Source organism: Paraburkholderia sp. Ac-20342 (genome assembly GCF_017104985.1).
In the GTDB taxonomy this organism is placed as follows: domain Bacteria; phylum Pseudomonadota; class Gammaproteobacteria; order Burkholderiales; family Burkholderiaceae; genus Paraburkholderia.
In genome coordinates this window covers 30,507-54,434 of record NZ_JAAGPQ010000008.1, presented here as the reverse complement: position 1 = coordinate 54,434, position 23,928 = coordinate 30,507, and the positions used below count along the sequence as shown (strand labels likewise).

The following is a 23,928-nucleotide window of genomic DNA, read 5'->3' as shown; positions in this document are numbered from 1 at the left end:
TGGGTGCAACGATCTGAGGATAGGAATAAATCGCGTCGTCATCGGGGTGGTTAATAATCTTTCCGGGCAGTTAATTTTTCTGGCTGCGAGGAGTCGTGAATAGTGGTGTAAGGTTGAGATGGCACCACAACTTATGGAGGAAGCGTTGAGCGAGAAAGACCTTGCGATACTTTGCGCGACGATCGAACCGGAGATGGCCGAGCCAATCTACGTGTACTGTTCCTTTCCCGATTTCGCACTGCCTGAAGGTTTGTCTGCGCTTTTTACTTTCAGGGAAATCGAAGGATTGACCGCCGTGCTCGATCTGCGGGATGCGGACCAGTACGCGCTGCCGTATACGTTCAAGGCACGCCTCATTACCCTCAAGGTGCATTCGAGTCTCGAAGCGGTGGGTTTCTTGGCTGTCGTATCGGCACACCTGGCAAAAGCTGAAATTCCCTGCAATGCAATCGCCGGTTATCACCATGATCACATTCTTATTCCCGTCGATCGCGCAGACGAGGCATTTTCTGTGTTGAAAGGGATACGCGGGGCAACCCTGTGAGTCGATTGCATGTATGCCGAGATTAAGTTGTATGTGATGAGTTTTTTTGATGGCCGGATAGTTAACGTGCCGCCCGCATCACCTGCCTTGCATCTGAAGACACTCCTTTCTAGATTGCTTTTGTAGGCTCATATAGAAGAGCATTCGAGAGTCGGGGATTTGTGATCCTCCTGCTGATCATGCACGGAGGGGGAAGGAGAGCAAATGTGCGATTCCGAGAATGGTGATCTTCATCCGGCAGATAGCGAAGTTCTCACCGAATCTGCCGTGTACTGGCAAACCCGCTTCGAGGATGCCCAGGCCGTTGCATCCCGTCTTGCATCTCGCCTGCGAGGGCGTGATCAGCGAATCCTGCTGCTTGAGCGCGCACTCGCGCGTACTGCTGCACTCCATCATGCGCTTGAAGACAGCCTTGAGCAGCGCCTCGAACAATGCTCATCGCTGCCGGAGCATGCCGTGGCACCGGAGCAGCGGCCACAGGCTCGGTCCGACGGCGCGGGCAGCAGCGTGATCGTTCGGCTGCCCCATCTGACGCGCACGCTTTCTCTTCTCTTTGAGGTCATGTGGGAGCACTGGGCACAGTGGGACCCGGAACGACCTCCCAAGTCCTCGACGGTTGCGCGCGCCATCGATGCAAAGCTTGGACTGAAAGGTCAGGCCGATGGCGAAGCATCCCGCAACGCGCAGTCGTTTGCGGCTGCGCTGCGTCCCGATTCCCTGAGTGATGCAGATGGTCGCCACCGTTGAGGGCAGACTGCGACGGGTGATTCCGTCGACATGACGGAATTTTCGGTTCCTTCTCCTACTGCTTGAATCGGATCTGTACCGGGCAGATCCGGGTAGAACCAGGAGATGGGAGTCATGTCGGATTCGATAAAGATGGTGGGCGCGATTTTGCGTCGCAGGCAGGTGGAACAGCTTGTTGGTTTATCTCGCTCGACGATCTATCAGCGGATGAAGGAGGGTACGTTTCCCCCGGCGGTTCCGCTCGGCGGCAGGATGGTTGGCTGGCGTGCGTCGGATATTGAGCTGTTTCTCGTCGATCCGGCCGGATACGGAGCATCATCCAGCAAGTCCGGCGAGGAGCACGGCGATGATTGACACGTCGCGTACCTCGATCGAATCCCGGCTGGACAACTGGGCAAATGCATCGCGTGGTCCGCACGATCCCGTCGACGCAGCGAAAATCGAAGCCGCATGGCGTTGCCTCGAACCTCGTCACAAGGAACTGCTTCGCGTGGTGTACCTGTGGCATGCCGGTCGCGAGGTTGTTTGTCGCCGGCTCCGCATTCCCCGTTATCCGCGTAGCCGTTACGACCTGGAACTGGCTTCAGCCCAGCACGCGCTTGCACGCCTGCTCGGAAAGGGAGAGGCATAAAAATTTTTCGGACCTTGCCGGACTGTCCCGGAATGCAACGGACGAAGTCGTAGAAAATCCGGCAGTTTCGTGGCTTGCATCGGAGGAAAATCAAGCCTAGAGTGCAGTCAACAACTTGTTCCGGTCGACGCATCAACGCGAGACCGAGTACGCGTTAGCGGCCCGATGTACCGACGTATGTGCGTTGGCGTGGTGGTCGCGATGCGTGTGAAGCCTGCGAACTTGACGGTCGCAGGCTTTTTCATTTTCTGGTGCTGATCCCCCTTGAACCCGCGGCGTGCCTTCCTGGCCCCGTGGGTTCTTTTTTCCGCGCACATCTACCTCGGTACTTCGGCTTGATGGAAGGAACTGATGGAGGGTGGATCGTGAAGACGGGTCGGACTGTTCCCTGGTGTCCCGGACTGCGTGCGGCGCGGCGTGTCGCGCGCCGCTGGTCGATTGCGCTGATGCTGCTCTCCGGCACCTCGATCTTCGCACCCGGTGTGGCCCATGCAGACGACTGGGGCTGCCAGGTGCTCCTGTGCCTCTCCAATCCGGGTGGCCCGGAACAGTACAGCGAGTGCGTGCCGCCGATCGAGAAACTGTGGAGCGCGCTGCGCCACGGCGATCCGTTTCCGGCGTGTGACTTCGGTGCTGGCGGCTCTCAGAGGACATTCGCCACCAACACCTTCGCGAGCGGTGGGTACTGCCGCGAAGACCTGCTGTACTGGGGCGGCCCGGAGCAGAGCGAGTTGCTGTGCCGTGCCACCGGAGCGATCAACGTCGACATCGACAGCCAGCTCTACACCCGCGTCTGGTGGGACGTAAGCGGCCAGGATCGCACGCTCACCGAATTCTACGGCGCGGGCAGCACGCAGACCCCATATGACCCGTCGCAATCTGCCTTGAAGTTCCTGCAGCAGATGGAGCAACAGGACCGCGCTGGCGGCGGGAGACAATGATGTTGCCGCTCGACTTTATTTCGCTCGCGCAACAGTGTGCACCGCAGGTCTCGCTTTCGACGATGGCAGCGGTCGTGCGGACCGAATCGGGCTTCAACCCGTATGCGATCGGTGTCGTGCGTGGCCGGCTAGCGCGTCAGCCCGCCAGTGAGGCCGAGGCTGTCGCCACAGTAGATGCGCTGGAGCGCGGCGGCTGGAATTTCAGTGTCGGGCTTGCGCAAGTGAACCGCACCAGCTGGCCGGCCTATGGCCTGAGCGAACGGAGTGCATTCGACCCGTGCCGCAACCTGGCCGCGGGTGCCGCGATCCTCCAGGGCTGCTTTGAACTGGCGCGAAAGGCGCACGCACGTGCATCGGTCGATGAGCAGTCGAATCTTCGAGCAAGCCTGTCCTGTTACGCCAGTGGCGACTTTTCGACCGGGTATCGGACAGGTTATGTGCAGCGCGTGGTCGGTAATGCGCGCGCCATGGCGGCTTCGTCAACGCCTGTCGTCGTGCCGGCCATTGTCCCGATTCCAGTCATTCCGGTCGATTCCGATACCCGTGAATCGTCGGAGCCCTCCCGGACGCAACCGCGTCACGCATCGAAACCGGCAGACGCGTCATCAACGAATTCCGGTGGTGATCCGGACGGCAGCGCTGTGGTTTTCTAGCCCGGCGATTAGGCGGTAGCAGAAATATTCATTGCGGAAAGGAGTTATTCATGAAATTAGGAATACTAATTAATGTATCGCGTATTTTCTTCATGCCACGTGACGGAAGGCAAGCCCGGTTGACTGCTCGGTGGGCAACCGCGGCAAGCGTGGGGCTGCTGGCCACGTCACCGGCGTGGGCACAGCTTTCCCAGGTCAATACGCTGCTGACGACGATCCAGACGACGCTGCTCGGCGTCGGCGGCGTGATCTGCTCGATCTCCATCATCTGGGCTGGCTTCCGGATGATGTTCCAGCACGCCCGCTTCGGCGACATCGCGAACGTGTTCATCGGCGGGCTCTTCGTCGGCTGCGCGACCGTGATCGCCGGCATGCTGATTCCGACGAGCTGATCCGGGGGCGCGCACATGAATCCGTTCAAGGACCCCGTATTCAAGGGCGCCACACGTCCCGCGATGATCTGGGGCGTGCCGCTGGTGGCCTTCCTGATGGTCGGTGGCGGCATGCTGATCCCGGCCATCTGGGCGCTCCTCGCGAGTCCGCCGCTGGGTGTCACGATCCTTTTCCTGACGATCCCGGTGTTTGTCGTGATGCGGGTGATCACGCGCCACGACGACCAGCGCCTCGCGCAGTATTTGTTGCGCCTGCGTATGGTGCTGCGCCAGGGCAACCGCCGCTTCTGGGGCGGGCACGCCTACGTGCCGGTCCGCCTGAAGAGGAGGGCGTGACATGCCGGCCGAACCGCAACTCGTGTCCGTCGCCAACCGGGAAGTGCCGCTCGCCGGCTATATCCCGTACTCGACACACGTCACCGACCACGTCATCAAGACGCGCGAAGGCGACTACCTGCAGGTCTGGAAGATCGCCGGCATCGCGTTCGAGGCGGCGGACCCGGCCGATATCCTCGCGCGGCACGACGGATTCAACCAGTTCGTGCGCGGGCTGGCCGGCGGCCATGTGGCGCTGTGGTCGCATCGCCTACGTCGACGCGTGTCGGACAGCTTTGCGACGGAGTACCGCAACTGCTTCTGCGAGGAGCTGGCGACGCGCTACTACGCGAGCTTCGCGGGCTACCGGATGATGGCCAACGAGCTGTATCTGACGCTGGTCTACCGGCCGAACCGTACGCGGCTCGGGCGCGTGTTCAGTCGCGCTGCGCGGCGCACGCGTGACGATATCCGGCGCGACCAGTTCGACGCCCTGAAGGTCATGGCCGAGCTGGCCGCCCAGGTCGAATCGAGCCTCAAGCCCTACGATCCGGCTGCGCTCGGCGTCTATACGCGGCAGACCTCCTTCGCGCCGCGCCCGCGTCGCTATTCGTCGGCGCTGGAACTGCTTGGCTATCTGGTGAACGGCGTCTGGGAGCGCGAGCCCATACCATCCGGCCCGATCCGCGAGGCGCTGCCGACCTCGCGCCTCTTCGTCGGCGCCGAGAAGATCGAGATCCGCATGCCGGCCGCGACACGCTTCGCCGCGATGCTCGATCTGAAGGATTACCCCGAAGACACCGAGCCGGGGATGCTCAACGGCCTGCTGTACGGCGATTTCGAGTACATCGAGACGCAGTCGTTCACGATTCTCGACCGGCCCAGTGCGAAGGAAGCGTTGGAGCGGCAGCGCAACCAGTTGATTGCGGGCGAGGATGTCGCCGTGTCGCAGGTCGAGGCGATGGACCGCGCGCTCGATGAACTGATCAACGGCGATTTTGTGCTTGGCGAATACCACTATTCGCTGGCCGTGCTCGGCGACACGCTGGATGACGTGTCGCGCAGCGTAGCGAAGGCTCGCACACAACTGGCCGATGCCGGTTTTCAGACAGCCCTGGTTGACCTTGTCGCCGATGCGGCCTGGTTCGCGCAGCTACCGGGCAACTGGCGCTACCGGCCGCGCGAAGCGAAACTCACCTCGCGCAATTTCTGCGGCTTGTCGAGCCTGCACAACTTCGCGACGGGAAAGCGCGACGGCAATCCGTGGGGCGAAGCGATCACGATCGTCAAGACGCCGAGCGGCCAGCCGCTCTACCTGAACTTCCACGTCACGCCCGACAAGCAGGACTCGCTCGACGAGAAGGCGCTCGCCAATACCCAGATCATCGGCCGCGCCGGCGCAGGCAAGACCGTGCTCGAACTGTTCCTGCTCGCGATGGCGACGAAGTACAGCATCACGGCCGTGCTATTCGACAAGGACCGCGGCACCGAGATCGCGATCCGGGCGATGGGCGGCACGTATACGGTGTTCCGTCGCGGCGAGCCGACCGGGCTGAACCCGTTCCAGATGGAGCCGGGCGAGCCCGTGATCGACTTCTGGGAGCGGATGGTCCGCAAGCTTGTCGATATCGGCGTGGCGCTGTCCGCGAAGGACGAACTCGACATCTCGCGCGCCGTGCGTGAGGTCGCGCGCATGGACAAACCCCTGCGTCGCTTGTCGATGGTCCGGCAGCTCCTGCCCAACGTGGGCGAGAACAGCCTGCATGCTCGGCTTGCCAAATGGTGCGCGGGCGGGCGCCTGGGCTGGGTGCTCGACAACCCGACCGACCGTATCGATCTTTCGCACGCGACGCTGTTCGGCTTCGACGATACCGAACTGCTCGATGACGCGGAGGTCTCCACGCCCGTCACGATGTACCTGCTGCACCGGACGGAGAATCTTATCGACGGCCGGCGCTTCGTGTACGTCATGATCGAATTCTGGAAGCGGCTCGGCGACCCGGTCTTCACCGAGTTTGCGCAGAACAAGCAGAAGACGATCCGTAAGCAGAACGGCCTCGGGATCTTCGACACGCAGTCGCCGGCCGATGTGCTGCGCAGCCCGATCGCCAGCGCGCTGATCGAGCAGAGCGCGACGTTCTTCTTCCTGCCGAACCCGCGTGCCGATTACGACGACTACGTGCGCGGCTTCAAGCTGACCGCAGCCGAATTCAACATCGTGCGCAACCTCGGCGAGAACAGCCGCATGTTCCTCGTCAAGCAGGGGCATCGCTCGGCCATCGGCCGGCTCGATCTCGCCGGCCTCGGCGACGTGCTCGATGTGCTGTCCGGCACGACCGACAACGTGGAACTGCTCGACGCTATCCGCGCCCAGGTCGGTGACGTGCCGCAGAACTGGCTGCCCGTATTCCACGAGCAACTGGCGAAGCGTCGTGCCGCACAGTCTGAGCAGGCCGGCACGCGCCAGTCGCAGCAGTTGCCAAGGCCGGGAGGTGTGCGATGAGCGGTCTCTTCACCGCTGTCGGCGGCACCCTCGAAAACGGCATGTCGACCTATGTCACGAATGTCTCGTCGGCATTGTCTGGCGCGCTCGTGCCCGTCGTGACCACGGGCGTCACAATCTGGGTGCTTGCCTATGGTCTCGCGGTCGTGCGTGGCGAAGCTCACGAAGCCGTGCCGGCGTTCGCGTGGCGGGCGCTGAAGGTGGCGATCACGCTCGCGTTCGCACTGAGCTCCGGCATCTACCAGCAGCAGGTCGTCACTGCAGTCGACGGTGCGACGTCCGGACTCGCGCAGACGATCCAGAACGCAGCAAACACGACGGGTGGCGGCAATCCGGGGTGTGGATCGGTCAACGGCGGCAGCGTGACCGGGCAGGGGGCGGCGACCAGCATCTACCAGACACTCGACTGTTACGACCAGCAGATCGATCTCGTAATGGACGCCTACTTCGACAAAGCGACGCACGAAGGATTCAGTCCGAGCGGACTGGCCGCCGCCATCGGCGATTTCCTGTGCGGCCTGGTGGCCGCGCTCGGTGGCTCGATCTTCCTGATTGTGCTTGCGTTCGAGGTCGTGATGGCGAGGATGCTGCTCGATCTGGTGCTCGGCCTCGGCCCGGTCTTCATCGCCTGTGCGGCATTTTCGCCGACTGCCCGCTTCTTCGAGGCGTGGACCGCGAAGGTCGTCAATTACGCGCTGCTTCAAGTGCTCGTTGCGGCATTCCTCGGCATGGCGCTCACGGCGTTTTCCACGAATCTAACGGCGCTTCATGCGACGGGCAGCACGCCTAGCGCCGACGCATCTGCCGTCGTACAGGCCATTTCCGCATCCCTTGATGACGCCGCGGCTGCCGCTGCCGCGATCGGACTGTTCGCGACCGGCGTGTTCCTCGCGATGGTCGGCTGGCAATTACCAGCCGTCGCAGCGGGGCTATCTGGTGGCGCAACACTCTCCGGCTTCGGTGCATTTGTGGCGGGCATGACCTCCCGAAGCCTCCTGACTGCCATTGGCCGCGCGTTCAAGGGCAACGGACGCGGTCCGCGTCCCGGTGGCGAAATTCATGATCGAACGGCTTCAGGTATTGGCACTGGTGGCGGTGCGACGCCGGCTTACCAGCGAGCCGCGAACGCCAACCTGGGCCAGCAGGGCGATTGAAGACGAATGGATTAAGAGGTGATGACGATGAACAGATTAAGCAGATGCACGAGTGCCGCGTTGATATCGGTGGTATCCACGGTGTACTGGAACAACGCGTACGCACAGGGCATCCCGGTCTTTGACGCACAGAACGTCGTGCAGGCCATCGCGACGGTAGCCCAGCTCGAGCAGGAAGTGCAGCAGGAAATCCAGATCTACCAGTCGACGGTCGGTACGCGCGGTTTTGGCGCACTGATGAGCAATCCCGTCGTCGCGAAGTCACTGCCGTCGAATTGGCAGAGTGTCTACACGGCGATCCAGAACGGTGGCTACTCGGGCCTGACAGGCAGTGCCCAGGCATTGCGTTCGGCGAGCCAGATCTACAACTGCGAGGACCAAACCGGACTCGACCAGCAGGTCTGCCAGCGTGCGCTGAACAAGCCGTTCCAGGACAAGGCGTTCGGGCAGCAGGCGTACCAGACCGAACTACAGGAACTGGACCAGATCCAGAGCCTCGCGCAGCAGATCGACGTGACCCAGGACCCGAAGGGCGTCGCCGAATTGCAGGCGCGCATCCAGGCCGAGAGCACGACGGTCGGCAACGAGATGACGAAGCTGCAACTATTCCGGATGCTCTCCGACGCCGAGGACAAGCTCGTGGCCGAGCAGCAGGGCGAACTGGTACTGAGTCGCGCGGGCAAGACCAGCCGGCTGCAGGACCAGATGGTTCCCGCGTCGTTCGGGAACTGAGGAGGGTGCCATGTCCATGCCCACTTCCCTGATCCTCGCCGGCTGCATTGCCTGGAGCCTGGCCGCGTGCAGCAGCGGGCCACCGAAACCCGTGCTGCCAGATGGCCTGCATCGCGTGCCGGTTAATCGCGTGCCGCCCGTTCCTGATGTGTCGAATGCGGCGCCGGCTGCTGCGCCAACGACGCCTCGGCCTGTTTCTGATCTGTCTGCTGCACCGGATACCGGAGACCGATCATGAGTGCGCCACACGACTACGGGCGCGTGCTCGACATCGAGGCGTCGCTGACCTACCTGCAGGAACGTTCCGAGCGGCGCGCCTGGCACGTTGCCTATGCAGCGGTCGGCGTCGCCGTACTCAGTGTGGCCGCGCTCGCGGTGATGGTGCCGTTCTATCGCGTGGTGCCCTTGCCGATCGAGGTCGATCGCCTGACGGGCGAATCCCAGGTGATCGACGTGCTCGACGCCCGCCATGTGCATACGAAGGAGATCCAGGACAAGCACTGGGTCGAAACCTATGTGCGCGAGCGTGAACGCTACGATTGGGGCCTGCTGCAGATGGACTACGACAGTGTGCTTGCCATGAGCGATGACGCGGTCGCGCGCGACTACCGTGGCATCTATAGCGGTCCCGATTCACTCGACCGGCAGCTTGGGGCTGGTACTGAGTGGCGCGTGCGGATTATCTCGGTCACGCTGCCGCCCGACGAACCCGGTCACGCGGTTGTGCATATCGAGCGTACCTCGTTCAAAAGCGGCCAGGCCGACGCCGAGCCGACGCAGCGTTTCGTGATCACGCTGGCCTATATCTACCGACCGCCCGTGTTCACGCGCGAGAGCGTGGCGATCGCCAATCCGTTCGGATTCAAGGTCATGGCCTACAGCCGCGATCCTGAATATACGCCGCCGGCTTCTGCCGCAGCTGCGGGAGGCACGCCATGAAAACGCTTCTCTACGCGCTTCTTTCCGGTATGGCGCTCGCGAGCCTGCTATTTTCCGGCATGGTCCACGCGGTCGATCTGCCGGGGTGGGATGACGACTCGCGCGTGCGCCAGGTGATCTATCACGCCGACGAGGTGGTGCGCGTCGAGGCGCAGCGCGGTTTTGCCACACATATCGCGCTCGATCCGCACGAACAGATCCAGGTCGTAGCTCCTGGTGACCGGGATGGCTGGCAGATCGTGGCGAACAAGGGCGATCACGACGTGTACCTGAAGCCGCAGCTCGCCGCGCACGACTCGAACCTCGAGATCCGCACGGACTGCCGCAGCTACAGCTTCGATCTGGTGGTGTTGCCGCTCCAGTCGAAATTCGGCAACGACCGGGTGATGTACCGCTTGACCTTCGTCTATCCGGACGACCTCGCGAAGCAGGCGCACGCGGATTCGGACACCGGGCTCGTCGAGAAGCGCCTGGCTCAGCCGCCCGTTGTGCGTAACGCACGGTACTCGATGCAGGTCATGCGCGATTCGGACGACATCGCGCCGACCGCTGCATGGGACGACAGGCGCTTCACCTACCTGCGTATCCCGAACAACCGTCGCATGCCGGCGATTTTCCGGGTGGCTGATGACGGCACGGAGAGCGTGGTCGACAAGCACGTCGAGGGCGACGCGATTGTCGTGCATGAAGTCGCGAAACGGTTTGTGCTGCGGCTCGGCAAGGAAGTCGTCGGCATCTGGAACGACGCCTACGACATGGACGGCGTGCCGCCTCGTGACGGCACAACGGTCAGCGGCGTGAAGCGTGTCCTGCGGAGTCACGGCGATGAATGACAATGCCGAACGCAACCTGATCGAGCCGAACGACTCCGCGGGCCCGCAGCCCGGCCGCAACCCGAATGGCGGTGTTGCGCCGACGTCCACCGATCGCGGCATGCCGGCACTGGGTCAGTACCGTAGTGTCCGTCCGCGGGCCTGGTGGCTCACGCCGATCGCAATCGTGCTGGTCGTCGGTGCCGGCGCGGTCTGGACCGTGCATGGCTTCCTCGCGCGTCACGATGCCGACACGAAGGCACGGCGCGACTCGGTGGCCGACACGTCCGCGCAGGGGCGCACGTTCCGGGATGCGCCTGCGTCTGCGGTCACCGCAGCATCGGTGCCAGCGCCCGCGAGTGCCGTTGTCGTTCGTCCTGTGCCTGCGTCGGGTGTGACTATCTCCCCGGTTAGCGCCCCGCACGCGGCGGCGCCCCGCACCTATTACGACGCGCCTCTACTGGCTACCGGCGGCGGGCAGGAAGCCTCGGCTGGGCTACCCGGCGTGCTTGAGGCCGGCAGTGCGACAGGTGCCGCTTCGTCAGACGCGACAGCTCTATCTAGCGGGGTCGCGAGGCAGGGCCACGTGATGGAACAGTCGGGCGGGACGCTCGCTCAGGCATTGACGCCGACGGTGACCCCGCGTGTGCGCGCCACGATCCTTGGCGATCGTGGTTTCATTCTCGCGCAGGGCGCCAAGATCGACTGCGTGGGCGATACGGCCTTCGATTCGACCGAGGCCGGTATCTCAACCTGCACGGTCACGAAGAACGTGTACTCGGACGACGGGCACGTCCTGCTGATCGAGCGTGGTTCGCAGATCAACAGCGAGTACCGTTCGAACCTGGCACCGGGGCAGAAGCGCGTATTCGTGCTGTCGGCTCGCATCAAGACCCCGAATGGTGTGACGGTCGAGATCGATTCGCCAGCGGCGGATGCACTCGGCCGCATGGGGATCGACGGCTATGTGGACAACCACTGGGGACAGCGCATCGGCGCGGCCATGCTGCTCGGCATCACGCAGGACGCGATCGGCTATCTGGCGACGCGCGGCGGCAACAGCAACGGGTCGGTGGTGTATGAGAACACGCAGCAGCAGGGCAACGATATGGCCACGCGCGTGCTCAACAGCACGATCAACATCCCGCCAACGCTGACACAGAACCAGGGCGCGGAATTCACGATCGTGATCGCGCGAGACCTGGATTTCGGATCGGTCTACGCGCTGCAGCCGGAGGGCGCGCAATGATGCCCCGTGTCGACATGCCGGATTCATCCCACGATCCAGTGCTGGTCCGTCTGCCCGACGATGCTTCCGTGCGCGAACTGATGCGCGCGTTCGCACCGCTGCTAGAGGACGCCGACGTGACCGAACTCGTGATCAACCGGCCGCAGCGCGTCCTGACTGAGAACTCGCGTGGCTGGCACGGTCACGATTGCATGGACCTCGATTTCGACCGGCTGATGTCGTTCGCCGTGGCAGTCGCCACGCTGGCGAACCAGGAGATATCGGCCCAGCATCCGGTCCTGTCGGCGTTGCTGCCAGGTGATGCGCGTATCCAGATCGTGGTGCCGCCGGTCGTCTCGCCGCGCACGGTCTCCGTCACGATCCGCCGGCCGTCCGCGCGCGAGAAGAGTCTCGACGCGTATCGCGACGAAGGGCTGTTCGACGACACGGTATGGCATCGCCCGGACGGGCTCGACGCCGCGCTGGCCGTGCTGCGCGCAGAGGACCGCGGGCTCATCCGGTGTCTGGAAGAGCACGACTGGGGCGCCTTCTTCAGGCGCGCGGTGACAGACCGGCTCAATATCGTGGTCGTCGGCAACACGGGGTCGGGCAAGACCAGCTTCATGAAGACCCTGTGCCGCTCGATTCCGGCGACCGAGCGGATCGTGACGATCGAGGACGTCCGCGAGCTGTTCATCCGCCACATCGAGAACTGCGTTCACCTGTTGTATAGCAAGGGCGGCCACGGGCAGGCGCGCGTCACGCCTGCCGATCTCATCGCCAGCACCATGCGCATGCGCCCCGACCGGGTGCTGCTTGCCGAACTGCGCGGTGCCGAAGCCTACGACTTCCTGAAGCTGCTGACGACCGGGCACGCGGGTTCGATCACGAGCTATCACGCACCCAATGCTGCGGTTGCGATTGAGCGGTTTGCGCTGATGGCAAAGGAACATCCCGAGGCCTCGGCCTGGGACGATGCCGCGCTCAAGCGCCTGCTGTTCCTGACGATCGACGTCGTTGCGCACATGGAGGCGCAGCCCGTATTCGATGCCGCGGGCAAGCAGACCGGCAAACGCTGGCGCATGACGGAAGTCTGGTTTGATCCGGTGCGCAAGACGCGCACCGCGTTCGTATAGGGGATGGCCATGATCGAGTCACCCTCGCGTTTGCTTCAGCACTTCCGACCAGCGGCGTTGACGCTGGCCGTGCTGATGTGCCTTCTTGGCGGACTGGCCGCATCGCTCTGGCTCGCGTCGTTCTTCCTGTACGCGAGCCTGCGGATCAATCCCCTGCACGCGGGCCTGTGGGGTTGGCTCGACGCGGCACTGGCGTGGCGGCACGGTCTGATGCCGGCAGCCGGCCGCAAGCTTGCGGGTGCCGGGCTCTTTGGTGTGCTCCTGTCCTTCGGCGGCCCGGTATTCGGTCTGCATGCGTTGTGGGAGCGCTCGGGCCGGCGCCGTCTCTACGGCAGCGCGCGTTTCGCGAGCGAATCGGAAATCCGCCGGGCGGGGCTGCTATGACGATGCCCGCATACCCCGGTTCTCTGCCGTCGATTGTCGTGGGCGTATGGCGTGGGCGCTACCTACGCTTCACCGGCCAACAGTTCGTGCTGCTGGCCGCACCCGCGCGCTCGGGCAAGGGCACGGGCATCGTCATTCCGAACCTGCTCAGTTTTCCGGATTCGGTCGTGGTGCTCGATGTGAAGCAGGAGAACTACGCCATCACGGCTGGGTTTCGTCGCGCGTGCGGACAGGACGTGTACCTGTTCAATCCGTTCGCCGAGGACGGTCGCACGCATCGCTACAACCCGCTGTCGGCGATCTCGGAGGGTCTGTTCCGCGTCGGTGACATCCTCGCGATCGGCTACGCCCTGTATCCGCCTGGCGGGCACGATGATTTCTGGAAAGACCAGGCCAGAAACCTGTTCCTCGCCATTGTGCTGCTGCTGTGCGAGTGGCGTGACGCGCGCCGGGCCGGCAAGGACACGTCGATTCCGAATTGTCCGGTCACGATGGGCGAGGTATTGCGGCAGTCGTCGGGCAACGGCATGCCGGTCAAGACGTATCTGCAGCGCGCACTGGTCCAGCATCGTGACCTGCTGTCGGGGCAGTGTGTCGATGCGCTGAACCGCTTCCTGTCGAACGACGATAAGGTGCTGGCGAGCGTCCTCGCGACCTTCAACGCACCGCTGACGATCTGGGCCAATCCGGTTGTCGATGCGGCAACCAGCGCGAACGATTTCGATCCGCGCGATTTGCGGCGGCGACGCATCTCCGTCTATATCGGCGTAACGCCCGATCACCTGTCGGAAGCGGCGCTGATCGTGAACCTGCTGTTTTCGCAGGTGATCAATCTGAATACGAAGCAGTTGCCCGAGGCTGATTCCACGCTCCAATTCCAGTGCCTGCTTCTGCTCGACGAGATGACTGCGATCGGCAAGATCCACATTCTTGCCCGCGCCGTGGCCTACATGGCGGGCTACAACCTGCGCCTGCTGTCGATCGTCCAGTCGATCGCGCAGCTCGAATCGGTATATGGGCGGGCCGATGCCCGCACTTTCATCACGAACCACGCGATGCAGATCCTATATGCACCTCGCGAGCAGAAGGACGCGAACGACTACTCGGAAATGCTCGGCACGCTGACCGACCAGTCGCGCAGCGTCAGCCGGTCGAACGCGATCTTCGGCGGACGGGGCGGATCGAGCGAGAGCGTGTCCGAGCAGCGCCGGCCATTGCTGTTGCCGCAGGAACTGAAAGAGCTTGGACGTGAGAAGGAAATCATCGTCCTCGAAAGCACGAAGCCGATCCTGGCCGACAAGATCTGCTACTGGCGCGATCCCGAGTTTGCCGCGCGCGTGATGACCGCGCCCGCGGTGCCTGCGATGAACCTCGCTCACTTCAGTGCCGTGGTCGAGCGCCGACTGCGTGATCTGCATCCGCACGAGATTGACCCGGACGGAGCTGGGGTGATCAACCTGCCGCCCGAGTACCTCGAAGTATTGCAGGCATGGGACCCACGCGACCTGCCACCGAATCTGGCCGATATCAGCGAGGACGATGCGGCGGCTTACGTGGAGCGGCATTTCATGCTGCTCGGCGTGCCGGCGAAGAAGGTCGAGCTGGCTCGTCGCCGTCTGGCTGCTGGCGATCTCGACGTGGCCGAACTCGATTTCGTTGAGCCGGCGCAGCGTTTCGCACCGCACGGTTCGCGTATGGCAGGAGCCTTGCAATGACGGCGCCCTATGTAAACGAAGCCGAACGTGCGCGTGCGGCTCTCGCCGCGATTCCCGCCGATGACTACGGGACCTGGGTAGACATGGCGTTTGCGCTCAAGCACGGATTCGGCGACGAAGGATTCGAGATCTGGGACGCCTGGAGCCGTACGGCCGCCAACTATAACGAGCGCGCGGCTCGCACGACATGGCGCTCGGCCAGTGCCTCGGGCGGTAAGACGCTCGCCACGTTGTTCTGGCATGCGCGCCAGAACGGCTTCGATCTCAGCCGCACACATTACCCCGACCGCATGACGGCCGTGCTTGTGCCATCTGCCGAGGTGCTCGCGCAGCGAGAGCGGGAAGAGGCCCAGCGTCAGGCGCGCCATGTCGCCGTCGCGCGCGAAGCCGCATCGATCTGGCAGTGGGCACGCCCAGTCGGGCCGGAGCATCCGTATCTCATGCGTAAGCGCCTCGAACCGGTGGACACGCTGCGCGAACTGGACGCGCTGGAACTGCACGCGTTGCTTGGCTATGCGCCTGCCAGCGAGGAGGAAACGCTCGCGGGTCGCGTGCTGCTCGTACCGGTCTGGAATGGGCCCATCTCGACGCTGGAACTGATCGACGAGCAGGGGCTTAAGTCGTCGCTGGCTGGTGGCGTGAAGAAGGGCGGCTACTGGATGACGGAGCCGACGCTGGTCCCAGACGCCGAGTCGTCGATGATCCTGATCGCTGAGGGCATGGCGACAGCATTGTCCGCTTCGCGCGCCACGGGCTGGTTCGCGGTGGCCGCGCTCTCGAGCGCGAATCTGTCGCTGGTGGCAACGGGCCTGCGCGAGCGGTATCCCGACGCGGACCTGATCGTACTCGGTGAACTGGGTCGAGGCGAGACGCAGGCCCGGCAGGCAGCGGAAGACGCGCAGGCGCGCGTGGTCTGGCCGCAGTTTGACGCGGATGAACGCATTGACGACAAGGTACCGAACGATTTCTGCGACATGGCGGTGCTCTCGGGTTTCCATGCGGTCGGCGCGCATCTGCGCGAGGTGATTCGCTCCGTCGCGAAGGCGGACGGCGTGAGAGTGATTGAAATGGGCGAGCATGAGGAGGGCGGAGAAATGGGCAACGTCAAGGAAAAGCTGGTGTCGGATGAAGGAGGCAGTCCGCGTCGCGGGTCATCGAAGCGACGCGCGTCGAAGCCGGCCGGGCCGGATGTACCGGTAGTAGGTGAGCCATCGGCCAGTGTTGCACCGGAGATCGCCGCGGCGGCCGATTCTCCGGCCGCCGCAGCGCCGGATGCTGTTCCCCCGGCGGCGCAGGCCGTCAGCCCGTCGCGCTTCCCGCCGTCGCGCCCACCGGTCGGCGAGCCCCTGTTTGCGGTTGGTGACGTGCCGAATGAGATGAGGGCGCTGGCCGAGCATCGGTTCGGTTCGCCTCTCCGGATGGGCACGCCGCGCGAGAACGGCGGACCGTATCGTGGCGAGGTGTTCAACACCGAGCACTACCTGATCCAGGAGGTCGCGACGCGCAGCGTCGTGTTTCACCGCAAGGACCAGATGACCTTTGTTTCCGACCGCCTGAAATGGATGAACGAAAACGCGCGGCTGAATGGTGCCGAGCTACAGATTGGCTACGACGGTAGCGAGGCGAAGGTCTATCCGTGGGACCGTGCGCGCGATCTGCTCGACCGGGCAGTGCGTTCACTGAAGAAGTCGGCCCAGGAGCTGAACTTCAGTCCGAACCTTGAAGGCATGCTCGACCAGTTGCAGGCGCGATCGTGGGTGCGTATTCGAGAACTGAGGACCGAGGCGCTGGAGAAATCAAAGGAGTCGGGCGCGTCGCGTGAGCCGGGTACGGAGCCTGACCGATAGCACACGCGGGCTCCTACGCGCGAACAGACTGTTCCTGAAGAATATGAGGTGGCGAAATGGCAGAGACAACGTCGGCTCAGGCGGCCGATCCGGTCATCAACGTGATCGAGCAGGACGTTCCGGGCAGTGATGGCGACCCGGTGCCGACGGACACCCATTGGGACACGCTGGATTCGGCCGCGAGGGATGCCGTCTCAGCCCGGCGCCGGCGCGAGTTCGACGCTGCCCGTGCGAGGTTGCGTGATCAGGCGATCCGAGACGATCCTGGTGCGGAAGTACAGGCAGACCAGCAGGCGGGACCACCGGCACCTGCTGAGGCGGCGGCCGGGGGCGATCGGAATTACGTGCCGCTCGAACGGCCGCCCGAACGCGTGACCAAGCGCTACATGCGCTCGGGCAACCAGTATTTCCTGAAGGACGCGCCGTTTCAGCTTGCCTTCGAGGATCTGGGGCCGTACCTTGTCACCGAGCATAACCGGCCGGACGTGGTCGAGTCGATGCTCGACATGGTGCATGCCAAATCGTGGCAGCGCGTCCGCGTGTCGGGTCACGAAGCATTCCGGCGTGAGGTCTGGCTGCAGGCGACATTGAACGGTATCGAGGTGACTGGTTACGAGCCGAAGGCGGCGGACCTGGCCCGTTTGGCTGATGCCCGGCAGGCGAGGCTCGACAATCGTATTGAGGTCGCGCCACTAACAACGGCGCCCATGGCAGCGACGGGGCCGCAGAGCCGTGCGGATACCCGGTCGCCTGCGTCTGAGGCGACGCCTTCTGCTCCAGCTTCTGCTGCCAATGGAGCCTCATCTCCTGCGCCAGTCCACGACGCTGAGCGGGAACCGCATACCCCGCGGGCAGACCGGAGCGCGGCCGGCGACGAACCCGATGCGCCGAGGCGTTATGTCGGTGAACTGCGCGAGCACGGCGGTGCGCCTTATCTGCATAATCCCGCGCGCAGTGACTCGTATTACGTGGTGTTCCGCGATCCGGCAGGAGTCGATCAGGCCGTGTGGGGTGTCGATCTCGAACGCGCCGTGCGGGAATCAGGGGCCGGCATTGGACAGCCGGTCGTCCTCGAAAATCTCGGCAAGCGTCTCGTGACCGTGCGCGTGCCGGTGTTCGACGGCGAAGGCAATGTGGTTCGCGAGGAAGACAAGGACGTTTACCGGAACACGTGGCAGGTGGATGTCGCACAGCGTGATCGTGACGCTTCTGTTCCGCCAGGATCCTACAATCGCACCGTTGGTGATTCACGCGCCGCCGCTTCGCAGACCGAGCCTGTTATGGACGAGGTGCCACACCGTCATGGCGCCGCACGGCGTCCGGAGATTGATCAGACCGTGCATCTGGCCGTGCTGGTGACGGCCATGCGCAACCAGGGTTTCAGCGAACGCTCGATAGCCCGTGTGCAGCAGCAGGCTGAACGCCTGCTGGTTGCGTTCGCAAAGGATGGCGCACGCATTCCGGCACCGAAGGTATTCGATCCGAAGGCGCCGTCGGGCCGGGATCAACGCAGGCGTCCGGCGCCGGAGCGCACACCCGCGCTCGAAATCGACCGCGAGCCGGCGAGTCCGGCGCCGATGTCGCCATCCCGCTGAGGTGGCTCGTGGCCGCACGTGAGCGTCTGTGTGTCGAACTCGGTGCAGTCAGGTTGCACTGGGACGACTGGTGCGCGCGCCGTGGTCTGACGACGGGCGAAGGCGCACGCCGGTTGATCATGGCCGCTATCTATGATGATGGCGACGCACAATCCGTTATGGTCGTGCGCGATCTGGCCAGACCCGTGGTCGGCGAACCGCGCACCCGCATTGAGATTCGGCTGACGGCGTCCGAACTGGCCGCCGTGGAGCAGCGGGCGTTGGCATCGGGCCTTAGCGGTAACCGCTGGATTGTGTCGCTTGTTCGCGTGCAGCTGACGCGCGAGCCGCAGCTCGGCGAGCACGAGATGCGCGCGCTGTCGGAATCCAGTCAGCAGTTGGCCGGCATCAATCGTCTGCTGGGTCAGCTTGTCCGCTCCGGTGCGGCTGAACTAGCGACTCTGGATCGGATGCTGGACTGGGCGGACATGCGGGACCGGATCGATGCGCATCTGCGTGCGACTTCGGCTGTCATTCGCGCAAACCTCGATCGATGGAGCCGCTGACATGCCCTATCCGAAAATCTACATCGACGCGATGCTCGTGAACTGGGGCGACAGGCTGTTTCAGGAGCCGTTGCTACACGCGCGTGCCCCACGACTCTCGCGTGCAGGTCTTCGGGACGAAGCCGCCCGCATGCGTGCCCAGATCGCACGCACGCTTAGGCGCACGCCCGAGGTGATGGTCAAGATCACGAACAAGGCGGCCAGCGCGCAGGGCATGGGGGCCGTGCGCCGGCATCTGCGCTATATCTCGCGCAACGGCAGGGTCGAGCTGGAAGACCAGAACGGCGATCGCATTGTTGGCGTCGAAGCATTGCGCGATCTGACGCAAGCTTGGCAGCTCAGCGGATGGGGCATCCCGGAGAACAGTACACGCCGCGAGGTGTTCAATGTTTTGTTGTCGATGCCGCCTGGCACGGACCGGCGGGCTGTGCGCGATGCGGCACGCGACTTTGCGGCACAGGAGTTCGGTGACGGACGTGCGTATGTGTTCGCGGCGCACGACGATGAAGCCCATCCGCATGTGCATCTGAGCGTGCAGGTGCGCGGTCCGGATGGCCGTCGCCTGAATCCTCGCCGCAAGGATCTGCAGCGCTGGCGTGAATGCTTCGCCGAGCAACTGCGTGAACATGGCGTCGAGGCAAATGCGACGCCTCGGCGTGCGCGCGGTGTAACGGAGCGCTATCCGAAACCAGCAGTCGTTCATCTGATCGCTCGCGGTGAAGTTCCTAGATACTGGAAGCCGCTGCCGGCTGATACCCAGCGTGACGCAAGGTGGGCCGCGCACGGCGGGGTGTTCGCCGCGTGGCGGGAAATGGCTTATGCGATGGCGAGGTCGCGTGCGCGCGAGGATCGTGTGATGGGCGTCGAGATGGCGTATTTCGTCGGTGGCATGCCAGTGCAGCGAGATAGGCCTGTATCAGAGCGGGGGTATGACGTGCGGCGTGAGCAGCCAGATCCGGAGTTGCCGGAAGCCGAAGACCGGTCAGGCGATGTCGGGCCGGATGTGAATCGTTGACGATGGGAGCGCGGCGTGGCCATACTTATCGTGCCGTGGATCGGTGGCAAGCGACGTCTGGCCGATATCCTGATTACCCGGTTCCCGCCGCATTCCTGCTATGTCGAGGTGTTTGCGGGCGCGGCGGCGCTGTTCTTCCTGCGGCCGCCGACGGAGGTCGAAGTATTGAACGACATCAACGATGATCTCGTCAACCTGTATCGCGTCGTGCAGCACCATCCCGAAGAATTCACCCACCGGTGCAAGTGGGCCTTGAGCAGCCGGCAAGTGTTTCCAGCGGACCTGATCTGACCTAAGACCGCCGAACGATAGACTTGAGTCGTTCGTGGCAGCTATCGACCGGCGGGCGGACTTACGACTCAGCGAACCATGCAGCAGGGCCGGCCCTGAACGTGGCAAACAGCAGAAAGAACACCGTGATCAGGAGCATGGGAACGCCATAGACTGCGAGCGGGAAAAACAGCACGATCTGGAGTGCCGATCCGCCGGCGCCGTGCGGAAGATCGGTGTCTCGGATGTTCTCGTAAATCAGCCATACGACCGCGGCCAGTCCCATTCCCATGAGGACGATGCCGCCGGATTGAGGGGTGTGGTGCAGGTACCCAGTTCCCCACGCGCAGAATCCCCACCACAGGAGATTGATGCCGATGGCTGCCAGCCAGAATCCGCGCTTCGTGAAAAGGCGATGGCCGAAACGCTGGCGGCAGTGGCGACTGAAAATCTGGATGCCCTTGGCAATCCCGACAACAGTTCCGAGGATGATTGCAAGTTTTAGAAGTTCCATGGAATGTCCTCCCCGCATTCGGCCTGGTAACCTGCTCTCTCAACGATCGAAAAGCTAAACTGCGAACAAGTCGCAAGGGCCGCCTCCCTTAATATAGATGTTCGTATCACGAATGCAATGATGCTGAATTTGGATCCTCGCGCTCGCATGGAGCGGTGGAGCAAGCGCGTGCAGATTCCGAGCTGATCGATGGAACGATAGGGCGTGCGCGGGGCCGGTTAAACTACATTGAACGCAAAGAAGCCACGCCTTCGGGGACACCATGACACCATCAGAAGACTCGGACTGGAGACAATTGCCCGCTCAGGTTCAACGAGCATTGTTGGCGGGTTGGAACAACGGCGCGATGCCTGCCGCTGCGTCAGCGCTGTACAGCCGCTGGTGGCAACTGGAGACCTGGGTACGCTCGCTCGTCTACCTGGAACTCCGCAGCGCGAAAGGTGCCGCCTGGGCGAGTGCACTACCGGCAGGCTCGGCGAGTCGTCAACAAAAGGACGATGAGATTCGTTACATGCGAACGCCCGATGCACAGGACCAGCTCGCGTATTTGGACGCGTCGCTGCTGCTGCAGTTGACGCTGGATCAGTGGCCGCTGTTTGGGTCATACTTCCCAGCCGAAAAGATCTGGGCGGGCCGGATCGAGGAACTCAAGGCGATTCGAAATCGCATCGGCCACTGTCGCCGACCTCATGATGACGATCTCGATCGCTTGGAGCAGACACTGCGTGACCTCGACGGTGGCGCGTTTCGGGCAACGTCATCGTTCAATGATCAATCGAGGCCGGATGAGGATTGGCCGGATATCCTGGTTCGGGATTGGGTGCGCGGTGCCCATCCCGAGGCACATCTGATCGAACATGCAAGGCGCCAGTACGAGACGAACTTCAGTCTTGCATATTCCTCCCGTCCTTGGGCGGCACCCTTGACACACGACGAAGGGCAACTTGGTTGCCGAGCCGGCTATATTTGGCACGCCCGTTGGTATTTCAGGGGCGGACGATCCTTCGATCTCGCAAAATTTTGGCGAGACATCGCGATCCACAAGGACCTGATCATACTGGTGTGCGCAGATTCAGCGTCGAGTCTTCAAGTCTCTTTTGCGGCGCTCGAAGATCAGCAGCAGGTCAGCGACGTGATCGGTCGAACCTTTGACGCGGCGCTCACGAATCTTGGTCACCACCCCTGCGAAGACGATCCGATCACGTGGGCACGGCGTTACGCCAATGTGGATCCGCGCGTGCATGCAGGTACGCCATGGGCAGCAATGGATCCCGCGTGGGAGGGGTGCAGCCTATTTTCTGCATGAGTGAATAACGTTCAAGGAACCTCGCATGTCACTTAAGTCGACAAAAGCGCAACTGATACACGTGCTCGCAGATCAGGAAAATAAGGTTGTAGCGCTTTCTGGAAAGTGGGGCACAGGGAAAAGCCATCTGTGGCGGCAGGTGAAGGAGGAGTCGAAGGACGGGAAGGTCAATGCAGCACTGTACGTCTCGTTATTTGGCCTGTCGAACATCGAACAGGTAAAGCTCAAGATCGTGCAGAGTGCGATTCCCAGTGCCGACCAGCATCCGACTTGGTGGGACAGCACCAAGAAGGGCTGGGCAGCAGCATCAAAGGTATTGGAGAGTTTTCATAAAGGCTTTTCGGCGCTCAATGAGATCGCGCTACTGGCGGTGCCGTCCATTCTAAAAGATCGGGTGATCGTGATTGACGATATAGAGCGGAAACACGAAAGGCTGAGTGTTGACGAGGTGTTGGGATTCGTTGACGAGTTCACTCAACAGCATGGGGCAAGGATCATTCTGATCCTGAACAGCGACGAACTATCGGATCCGGACTTGTGGGATACATTACGGGAGAAAGTGATCGACCAGGAGATCCGGCTGGATACTTCTCCTGCGGAAGCGTTTGATATTGCAGTGAGCCTGGTTTCCTCGCACTATGCCGAACGGATCAGGACGACGGTCGAAGGTTGCGGCGTGACCAATATACGGATCATCAGCAAGATAATCCGGGCAGTAAGCCGAATCTTGGGAGAGCAGAAAAATTTGTCGGATGATGTTCTCGCCCGGGTTATTCCTTCGACGGTGCTCCTGTCGGCTATCTACTACAAGGGCATCGATGATGGACCGGACTTTGATTTTGTTCTGAACGTTGATAACAGGGATTGGGCCGACTGGGGGAAGAAAGAAGAAGAGCTAGATGAAGAAGGTAAGCGCAGAGCCCAATGGCGACTCAAGCTACGGCAGCTCGGCATCCATGGTAGCGATGAATATGAGCGGCTCGTGGTGGACTATCTGAAGTCCGGCCTGTTTGATGTAACGGAGGTAACGAATCTCATTGCGCGATATGCGTCAGCGGCAGAGGCGATGCGAACGCACGGACTGCGCAATCAGCTTTACGAACACATCAACTGGCATCACACGATGACCGATGCTGAGCTCGTTGCCGAGGCAAAATTGCTCGTGAAATTGGTGCACCATCTCGATGCCCTCAACCTTACCGCACTGTGCGATGCCGTGTCGGAGTTGGATGACGGCAAGTCGGTCGCAGAAGAGATGGTAGACCACTGGATTGAAGTATTTCGGCAGAAGTCGAATCACGAGGATGATGGCAGCGATCTCCTAAACGCCTTAAGACGCCCAGTTCACCCTCGTGTACGGGCCGCATTCGATGCTGCGAAGACGACAGCGCATGCAAAGCTGACGGTTGTCGACGCGGTTCGGAATATCATCGAACGGAGCGGGTGGGGGCACACGGAAACCGCAATAATGACGAGCGCGACCGTTCAGGATTTTGAGGTGGCGATGAAGACCCTTGAAGGCGACGGCTTCAAGCATTTTGTTTGTCGGTGCGTGGATATGTGCATGCACCGAAGGACGTACGACTCACACTTCGGGACTGCCCTGGACCACTTCATCGAAGCATGCCGGAACATTTGCGCGGACCCTGCTCAAAGGCGCCTTTCCCGCACACTCAGGATGCTGTTCGAAGACGCAAAACTGCAAGCCGTATTGCCTCCAGTTGTGCTGGCTGGCTCCATAGGTGTCGTTACGCAAGCGGATCAATACGCATCAGCCGTAGACGCTGAAGTCGCCGATGACGTGGGTGATTAGAATCGGAACACAGGGAGTTGATGCGGCCGCACTGTCGCCACTGGATCAGCGCCGTCTGATGAAAAACCGACGCCTGAGCTGCGTATGACAGCATATGATGAACGACTCTTGACAAGCGATTCCGATGCGGTTGGCCGAGGCAGCTACAGCCGCCATTCACACTGTCGTCCCCGGCCGGCGCGCATCCGGTGGGCGAA

At 62.5% G+C, this 23,928-nt stretch carries 25 protein-coding genes and 1 pseudogene; 25 read left to right on the top strand and 1 reads right to left on the bottom strand.

The window, feature by feature from the left end; all coding sequences use genetic code 11:
- The first annotated feature begins 145 nt into the window (after nucleotides 1–145).
- From G3N58_RS04615 to G3N58_RS04505, 23 genes and pseudogenes are all read left to right on the top strand, one after another.
- Complete coding sequence (locus G3N58_RS04615; protein ID WP_241016982.1) at nucleotides 146–544, top strand: ACT domain-containing protein; 399 nt, start codon at nucleotides 146–148, stop codon at nucleotides 542–544.
- Nucleotides 545–748: 204 nt separating this feature from the next.
- Nucleotides 749–1,291: a hypothetical protein gene (locus tag G3N58_RS04610; RefSeq protein ID WP_205998586.1), complete on the top strand. Its 543-nt coding sequence runs from the start codon at nucleotides 749–751 to the stop codon at nucleotides 1,289–1,291.
- Between the two features lie 114 nt (nucleotides 1,292–1,405).
- Nucleotides 1,406–1,645: an AlpA family transcriptional regulator gene (locus tag G3N58_RS04605; RefSeq protein WP_205998585.1), complete on the top strand. Its 240-nt coding sequence runs from the start codon at nucleotides 1,406–1,408 to the stop codon at nucleotides 1,643–1,645.
- A complete protein-coding gene (locus tag G3N58_RS04600; RefSeq protein WP_205998584.1) occupies nucleotides 1,638–1,922 on the top strand; it encodes a hypothetical protein in 285 nt (94 codons plus the stop codon). The genes G3N58_RS04605 and G3N58_RS04600 overlap by 8 nt, the downstream gene beginning before the upstream one ends.
- Before the next feature lie 446 nt (nucleotides 1,923–2,368).
- Nucleotides 2,369–2,863, top strand: coding sequence for a hypothetical protein (locus tag G3N58_RS04595; protein WP_241016981.1), 495 nt, complete (start codon nucleotides 2,369–2,371; stop codon nucleotides 2,861–2,863).
- The gene (locus G3N58_RS04590) at nucleotides 2,863–3,516 is read left to right on the top strand and encodes a lytic transglycosylase domain-containing protein (protein WP_205998635.1); all 654 of its coding nucleotides are present in this window, start codon (nucleotides 2,863–2,865) and stop codon (nucleotides 3,514–3,516) included. Before G3N58_RS04595 ends, G3N58_RS04590 begins: the two co-directional genes overlap by 1 nt.
- A 92-nt stretch (nucleotides 3,517–3,608) precedes the next feature.
- Nucleotides 3,609–3,908 (top strand): TrbC/VirB2 family protein, encoded by a 300-nt coding sequence (locus G3N58_RS04585; protein WP_241016985.1) that lies wholly within the window; start codon nucleotides 3,609–3,611, stop codon nucleotides 3,906–3,908.
- Nucleotides 3,909–3,923: 15 nt separating this feature from the next.
- Nucleotides 3,924–4,244, top strand: a complete 321-nt coding sequence (locus tag G3N58_RS04580; protein ID WP_205998581.1) for a VirB3 family type IV secretion system protein — start codon at nucleotides 3,924–3,926, stop codon at nucleotides 4,242–4,244.
- A gap of 1 nt (nucleotide 4,245) precedes the next feature.
- Nucleotides 4,246–6,726, top strand: a complete 2,481-nt coding sequence (locus tag G3N58_RS04575; protein ID WP_205998580.1) for a VirB4 family type IV secretion/conjugal transfer ATPase — start codon at nucleotides 4,246–4,248, stop codon at nucleotides 6,724–6,726.
- Nucleotides 6,723–7,880: a type IV secretion system protein gene (locus G3N58_RS04570; protein ID WP_205998579.1), complete on the top strand. Its 1,158-nt coding sequence runs from the start codon at nucleotides 6,723–6,725 to the stop codon at nucleotides 7,878–7,880. Before G3N58_RS04575 ends, G3N58_RS04570 begins: the two co-directional genes overlap by 4 nt.
- Before the next feature lie 27 nt (nucleotides 7,881–7,907).
- Nucleotides 7,908–8,612 (top strand): P-type DNA transfer protein VirB5, encoded by a 705-nt coding sequence (gene virB5 / locus G3N58_RS04565; protein WP_205998578.1) that lies wholly within the window; start codon nucleotides 7,908–7,910, stop codon nucleotides 8,610–8,612.
- 10 nt (nucleotides 8,613–8,622) lie between these two features.
- Nucleotides 8,623–8,850 carry a hypothetical protein gene (locus G3N58_RS04560; RefSeq protein ID WP_205998577.1) on the top strand — a complete coding sequence of 76 codons (228 nt, stop codon included), beginning with the start codon at nucleotides 8,623–8,625 and terminating at the stop codon, nucleotides 8,848–8,850.
- A complete protein-coding gene (locus G3N58_RS04555; protein ID WP_205998576.1) occupies nucleotides 8,847–9,551 on the top strand; it encodes a type IV secretion system protein in 705 nt (234 codons plus the stop codon). Before G3N58_RS04560 ends, G3N58_RS04555 begins: the two co-directional genes overlap by 4 nt.
- Nucleotides 9,548–10,384 carry a TrbG/VirB9 family P-type conjugative transfer protein gene (locus G3N58_RS04550; protein ID WP_205998575.1) on the top strand — a complete coding sequence of 279 codons (837 nt, stop codon included), beginning with the start codon at nucleotides 9,548–9,550 and terminating at the stop codon, nucleotides 10,382–10,384. The genes G3N58_RS04555 and G3N58_RS04550 overlap by 4 nt, the downstream gene beginning before the upstream one ends.
- A complete protein-coding gene (gene virB10 / locus G3N58_RS04545; RefSeq protein ID WP_205998574.1) occupies nucleotides 10,377–11,612 on the top strand; it encodes a type IV secretion system protein VirB10 in 1,236 nt (411 codons plus the stop codon). The genes G3N58_RS04550 and virB10 overlap by 8 nt, the downstream gene beginning before the upstream one ends.
- Complete coding sequence (gene virB11, locus G3N58_RS04540) at nucleotides 11,609–12,727, top strand: P-type DNA transfer ATPase VirB11 (RefSeq protein ID WP_205998573.1); 1,119 nt, start codon at nucleotides 11,609–11,611, stop codon at nucleotides 12,725–12,727. Before virB10 ends, virB11 begins: the two co-directional genes overlap by 4 nt.
- A gap of 9 nt (nucleotides 12,728–12,736) precedes the next feature.
- The gene (locus G3N58_RS04535) at nucleotides 12,737–13,111 is read left to right on the top strand and encodes a hypothetical protein (protein ID WP_205998572.1); all 375 of its coding nucleotides are present in this window, start codon (nucleotides 12,737–12,739) and stop codon (nucleotides 13,109–13,111) included.
- On the top strand, nucleotides 13,108–14,826 hold the full coding sequence (locus tag G3N58_RS04530) for a type IV secretory system conjugative DNA transfer family protein (RefSeq protein ID WP_205998571.1): 1,719 nt from the start codon (nucleotides 13,108–13,110) through the stop codon (nucleotides 14,824–14,826). Before G3N58_RS04535 ends, G3N58_RS04530 begins: the two co-directional genes overlap by 4 nt.
- On the top strand, nucleotides 14,823–16,673 hold the full coding sequence (locus G3N58_RS04525; protein ID WP_205998570.1) for a PriCT-2 domain-containing protein: 1,851 nt from the start codon (nucleotides 14,823–14,825) through the stop codon (nucleotides 16,671–16,673). The genes G3N58_RS04530 and G3N58_RS04525 overlap by 4 nt, the downstream gene beginning before the upstream one ends.
- A gap of 56 nt (nucleotides 16,674–16,729) precedes the next feature.
- Nucleotides 16,730–18,268 carry an LPD7 domain-containing protein gene (locus G3N58_RS04520; RefSeq protein WP_205998569.1) on the top strand — a complete coding sequence of 513 codons (1,539 nt, stop codon included), beginning with the start codon at nucleotides 16,730–16,732 and terminating at the stop codon, nucleotides 18,266–18,268.
- 8 nt (nucleotides 18,269–18,276) lie between these two features.
- Complete coding sequence (locus G3N58_RS04515) at nucleotides 18,277–18,813, top strand: plasmid stabilization protein (protein WP_205998568.1); 537 nt, start codon at nucleotides 18,277–18,279, stop codon at nucleotides 18,811–18,813.
- 1 nt (nucleotide 18,814) lies between these two features.
- Nucleotides 18,815–19,828, top strand: a complete 1,014-nt coding sequence (locus G3N58_RS04510) for a relaxase/mobilization nuclease domain-containing protein (RefSeq protein WP_205998567.1) — start codon at nucleotides 18,815–18,817, stop codon at nucleotides 19,826–19,828.
- Between the two features lie 15 nt (nucleotides 19,829–19,843).
- A pseudogene (locus G3N58_RS04505) lies at nucleotides 19,844–20,101 on the top strand (DNA adenine methylase); the annotation flags it as partial.
- A 79-nt stretch (nucleotides 20,102–20,180) separates the two neighbouring features.
- Here the strand turns inward: G3N58_RS04505 and G3N58_RS04500 are convergent.
- Nucleotides 20,181–20,612, bottom strand: a complete 432-nt coding sequence (locus tag G3N58_RS04500; protein WP_205998566.1) for a hypothetical protein — start codon at nucleotides 20,610–20,612, stop codon at nucleotides 20,181–20,183.
- Between the two features lie 262 nt (nucleotides 20,613–20,874).
- Here G3N58_RS04500 and G3N58_RS04495 point away from each other — a divergent pair, with 262 nt between their 5' ends.
- Both G3N58_RS04495 and G3N58_RS04490 read left to right on the top strand, forming a co-directional pair.
- On the top strand, nucleotides 20,875–21,918 hold the full coding sequence (locus G3N58_RS04495) for a Swt1 family HEPN domain-containing protein (protein WP_205998565.1): 1,044 nt from the start codon (nucleotides 20,875–20,877) through the stop codon (nucleotides 21,916–21,918).
- Nucleotides 21,919–21,943: 25 nt separating this feature from the next.
- Nucleotides 21,944–23,731, top strand: a complete 1,788-nt coding sequence (locus G3N58_RS04490) for a P-loop NTPase fold protein (protein WP_205998564.1) — start codon at nucleotides 21,944–21,946, stop codon at nucleotides 23,729–23,731.
- Nucleotides 23,732–23,928 lie beyond the last annotated feature (197 nt).

Excerpts from the sequence above, each read along its gene's own strand:
- G3N58_RS04610 (WP_205998586.1), top strand. The coding sequence starts at position 749 with ATGTGCGATTCCGAGAATGGTGATCTTCATCCGGCAGATAGCGAAGTT.
- G3N58_RS04605 (WP_205998585.1), top strand. The coding sequence starts at position 1,406 with ATGTCGGATTCGATAAAGATGGTGGGCGCGATTTTGCGTCGCAGGCAG.
- G3N58_RS04600 (WP_205998584.1), top strand. The coding sequence starts at position 1,638 with ATGATTGACACGTCGCGTACCTCGATCGAATCCCGGCTGGACAACTGG.
- G3N58_RS04595 (WP_241016981.1), top strand. The coding sequence starts at position 2,369 with ATGCTGCTCTCCGGCACCTCGATCTTCGCACCCGGTGTGGCCCATGCA.
- G3N58_RS04590 (WP_205998635.1), top strand. The coding sequence starts at position 2,863 with ATGTTGCCGCTCGACTTTATTTCGCTCGCGCAACAGTGTGCACCGCAG.
- G3N58_RS04585 (WP_241016985.1), top strand. The coding sequence starts at position 3,609 with ATGCCACGTGACGGAAGGCAAGCCCGGTTGACTGCTCGGTGGGCAACC.
- G3N58_RS04580 (WP_205998581.1), top strand. The coding sequence starts at position 3,924 with ATGAATCCGTTCAAGGACCCCGTATTCAAGGGCGCCACACGTCCCGCG.
- G3N58_RS04575 (WP_205998580.1), top strand. The coding sequence starts at position 4,246 with ATGCCGGCCGAACCGCAACTCGTGTCCGTCGCCAACCGGGAAGTGCCG.
- G3N58_RS04570 (WP_205998579.1), top strand. The coding sequence starts at position 6,723 with ATGAGCGGTCTCTTCACCGCTGTCGGCGGCACCCTCGAAAACGGCATG.
- virB5 (WP_205998578.1), top strand. The coding sequence starts at position 7,908 with ATGAACAGATTAAGCAGATGCACGAGTGCCGCGTTGATATCGGTGGTA.
- G3N58_RS04560 (WP_205998577.1), top strand. The coding sequence starts at position 8,623 with ATGTCCATGCCCACTTCCCTGATCCTCGCCGGCTGCATTGCCTGGAGC.
- G3N58_RS04555 (WP_205998576.1), top strand. The coding sequence starts at position 8,847 with ATGAGTGCGCCACACGACTACGGGCGCGTGCTCGACATCGAGGCGTCG.
- G3N58_RS04550 (WP_205998575.1), top strand. The coding sequence starts at position 9,548 with ATGAAAACGCTTCTCTACGCGCTTCTTTCCGGTATGGCGCTCGCGAGC.
- virB10 (WP_205998574.1), top strand. The coding sequence starts at position 10,377 with ATGAATGACAATGCCGAACGCAACCTGATCGAGCCGAACGACTCCGCG.
- virB11 (WP_205998573.1), top strand. The coding sequence starts at position 11,609 with ATGATGCCCCGTGTCGACATGCCGGATTCATCCCACGATCCAGTGCTG.
- G3N58_RS04535 (WP_205998572.1), top strand. The coding sequence starts at position 12,737 with ATGATCGAGTCACCCTCGCGTTTGCTTCAGCACTTCCGACCAGCGGCG.
- G3N58_RS04530 (WP_205998571.1), top strand. The coding sequence starts at position 13,108 with ATGACGATGCCCGCATACCCCGGTTCTCTGCCGTCGATTGTCGTGGGC.
- G3N58_RS04525 (WP_205998570.1), top strand. The coding sequence starts at position 14,823 with ATGACGGCGCCCTATGTAAACGAAGCCGAACGTGCGCGTGCGGCTCTC.
- G3N58_RS04520 (WP_205998569.1), top strand. The coding sequence starts at position 16,730 with ATGGCAGAGACAACGTCGGCTCAGGCGGCCGATCCGGTCATCAACGTG.
- G3N58_RS04510 (WP_205998567.1), top strand. The coding sequence starts at position 18,815 with ATGCCCTATCCGAAAATCTACATCGACGCGATGCTCGTGAACTGGGGC.
- G3N58_RS04500 (WP_205998566.1), bottom strand. The coding sequence starts at position 20,612 with ATGGAACTTCTAAAACTTGCAATCATCCTCGGAACTGTTGTCGGGATT.
- G3N58_RS04495 (WP_205998565.1), top strand. The coding sequence starts at position 20,875 with ATGACACCATCAGAAGACTCGGACTGGAGACAATTGCCCGCTCAGGTT.
- G3N58_RS04490 (WP_205998564.1), top strand. The coding sequence starts at position 21,944 with ATGTCACTTAAGTCGACAAAAGCGCAACTGATACACGTGCTCGCAGAT.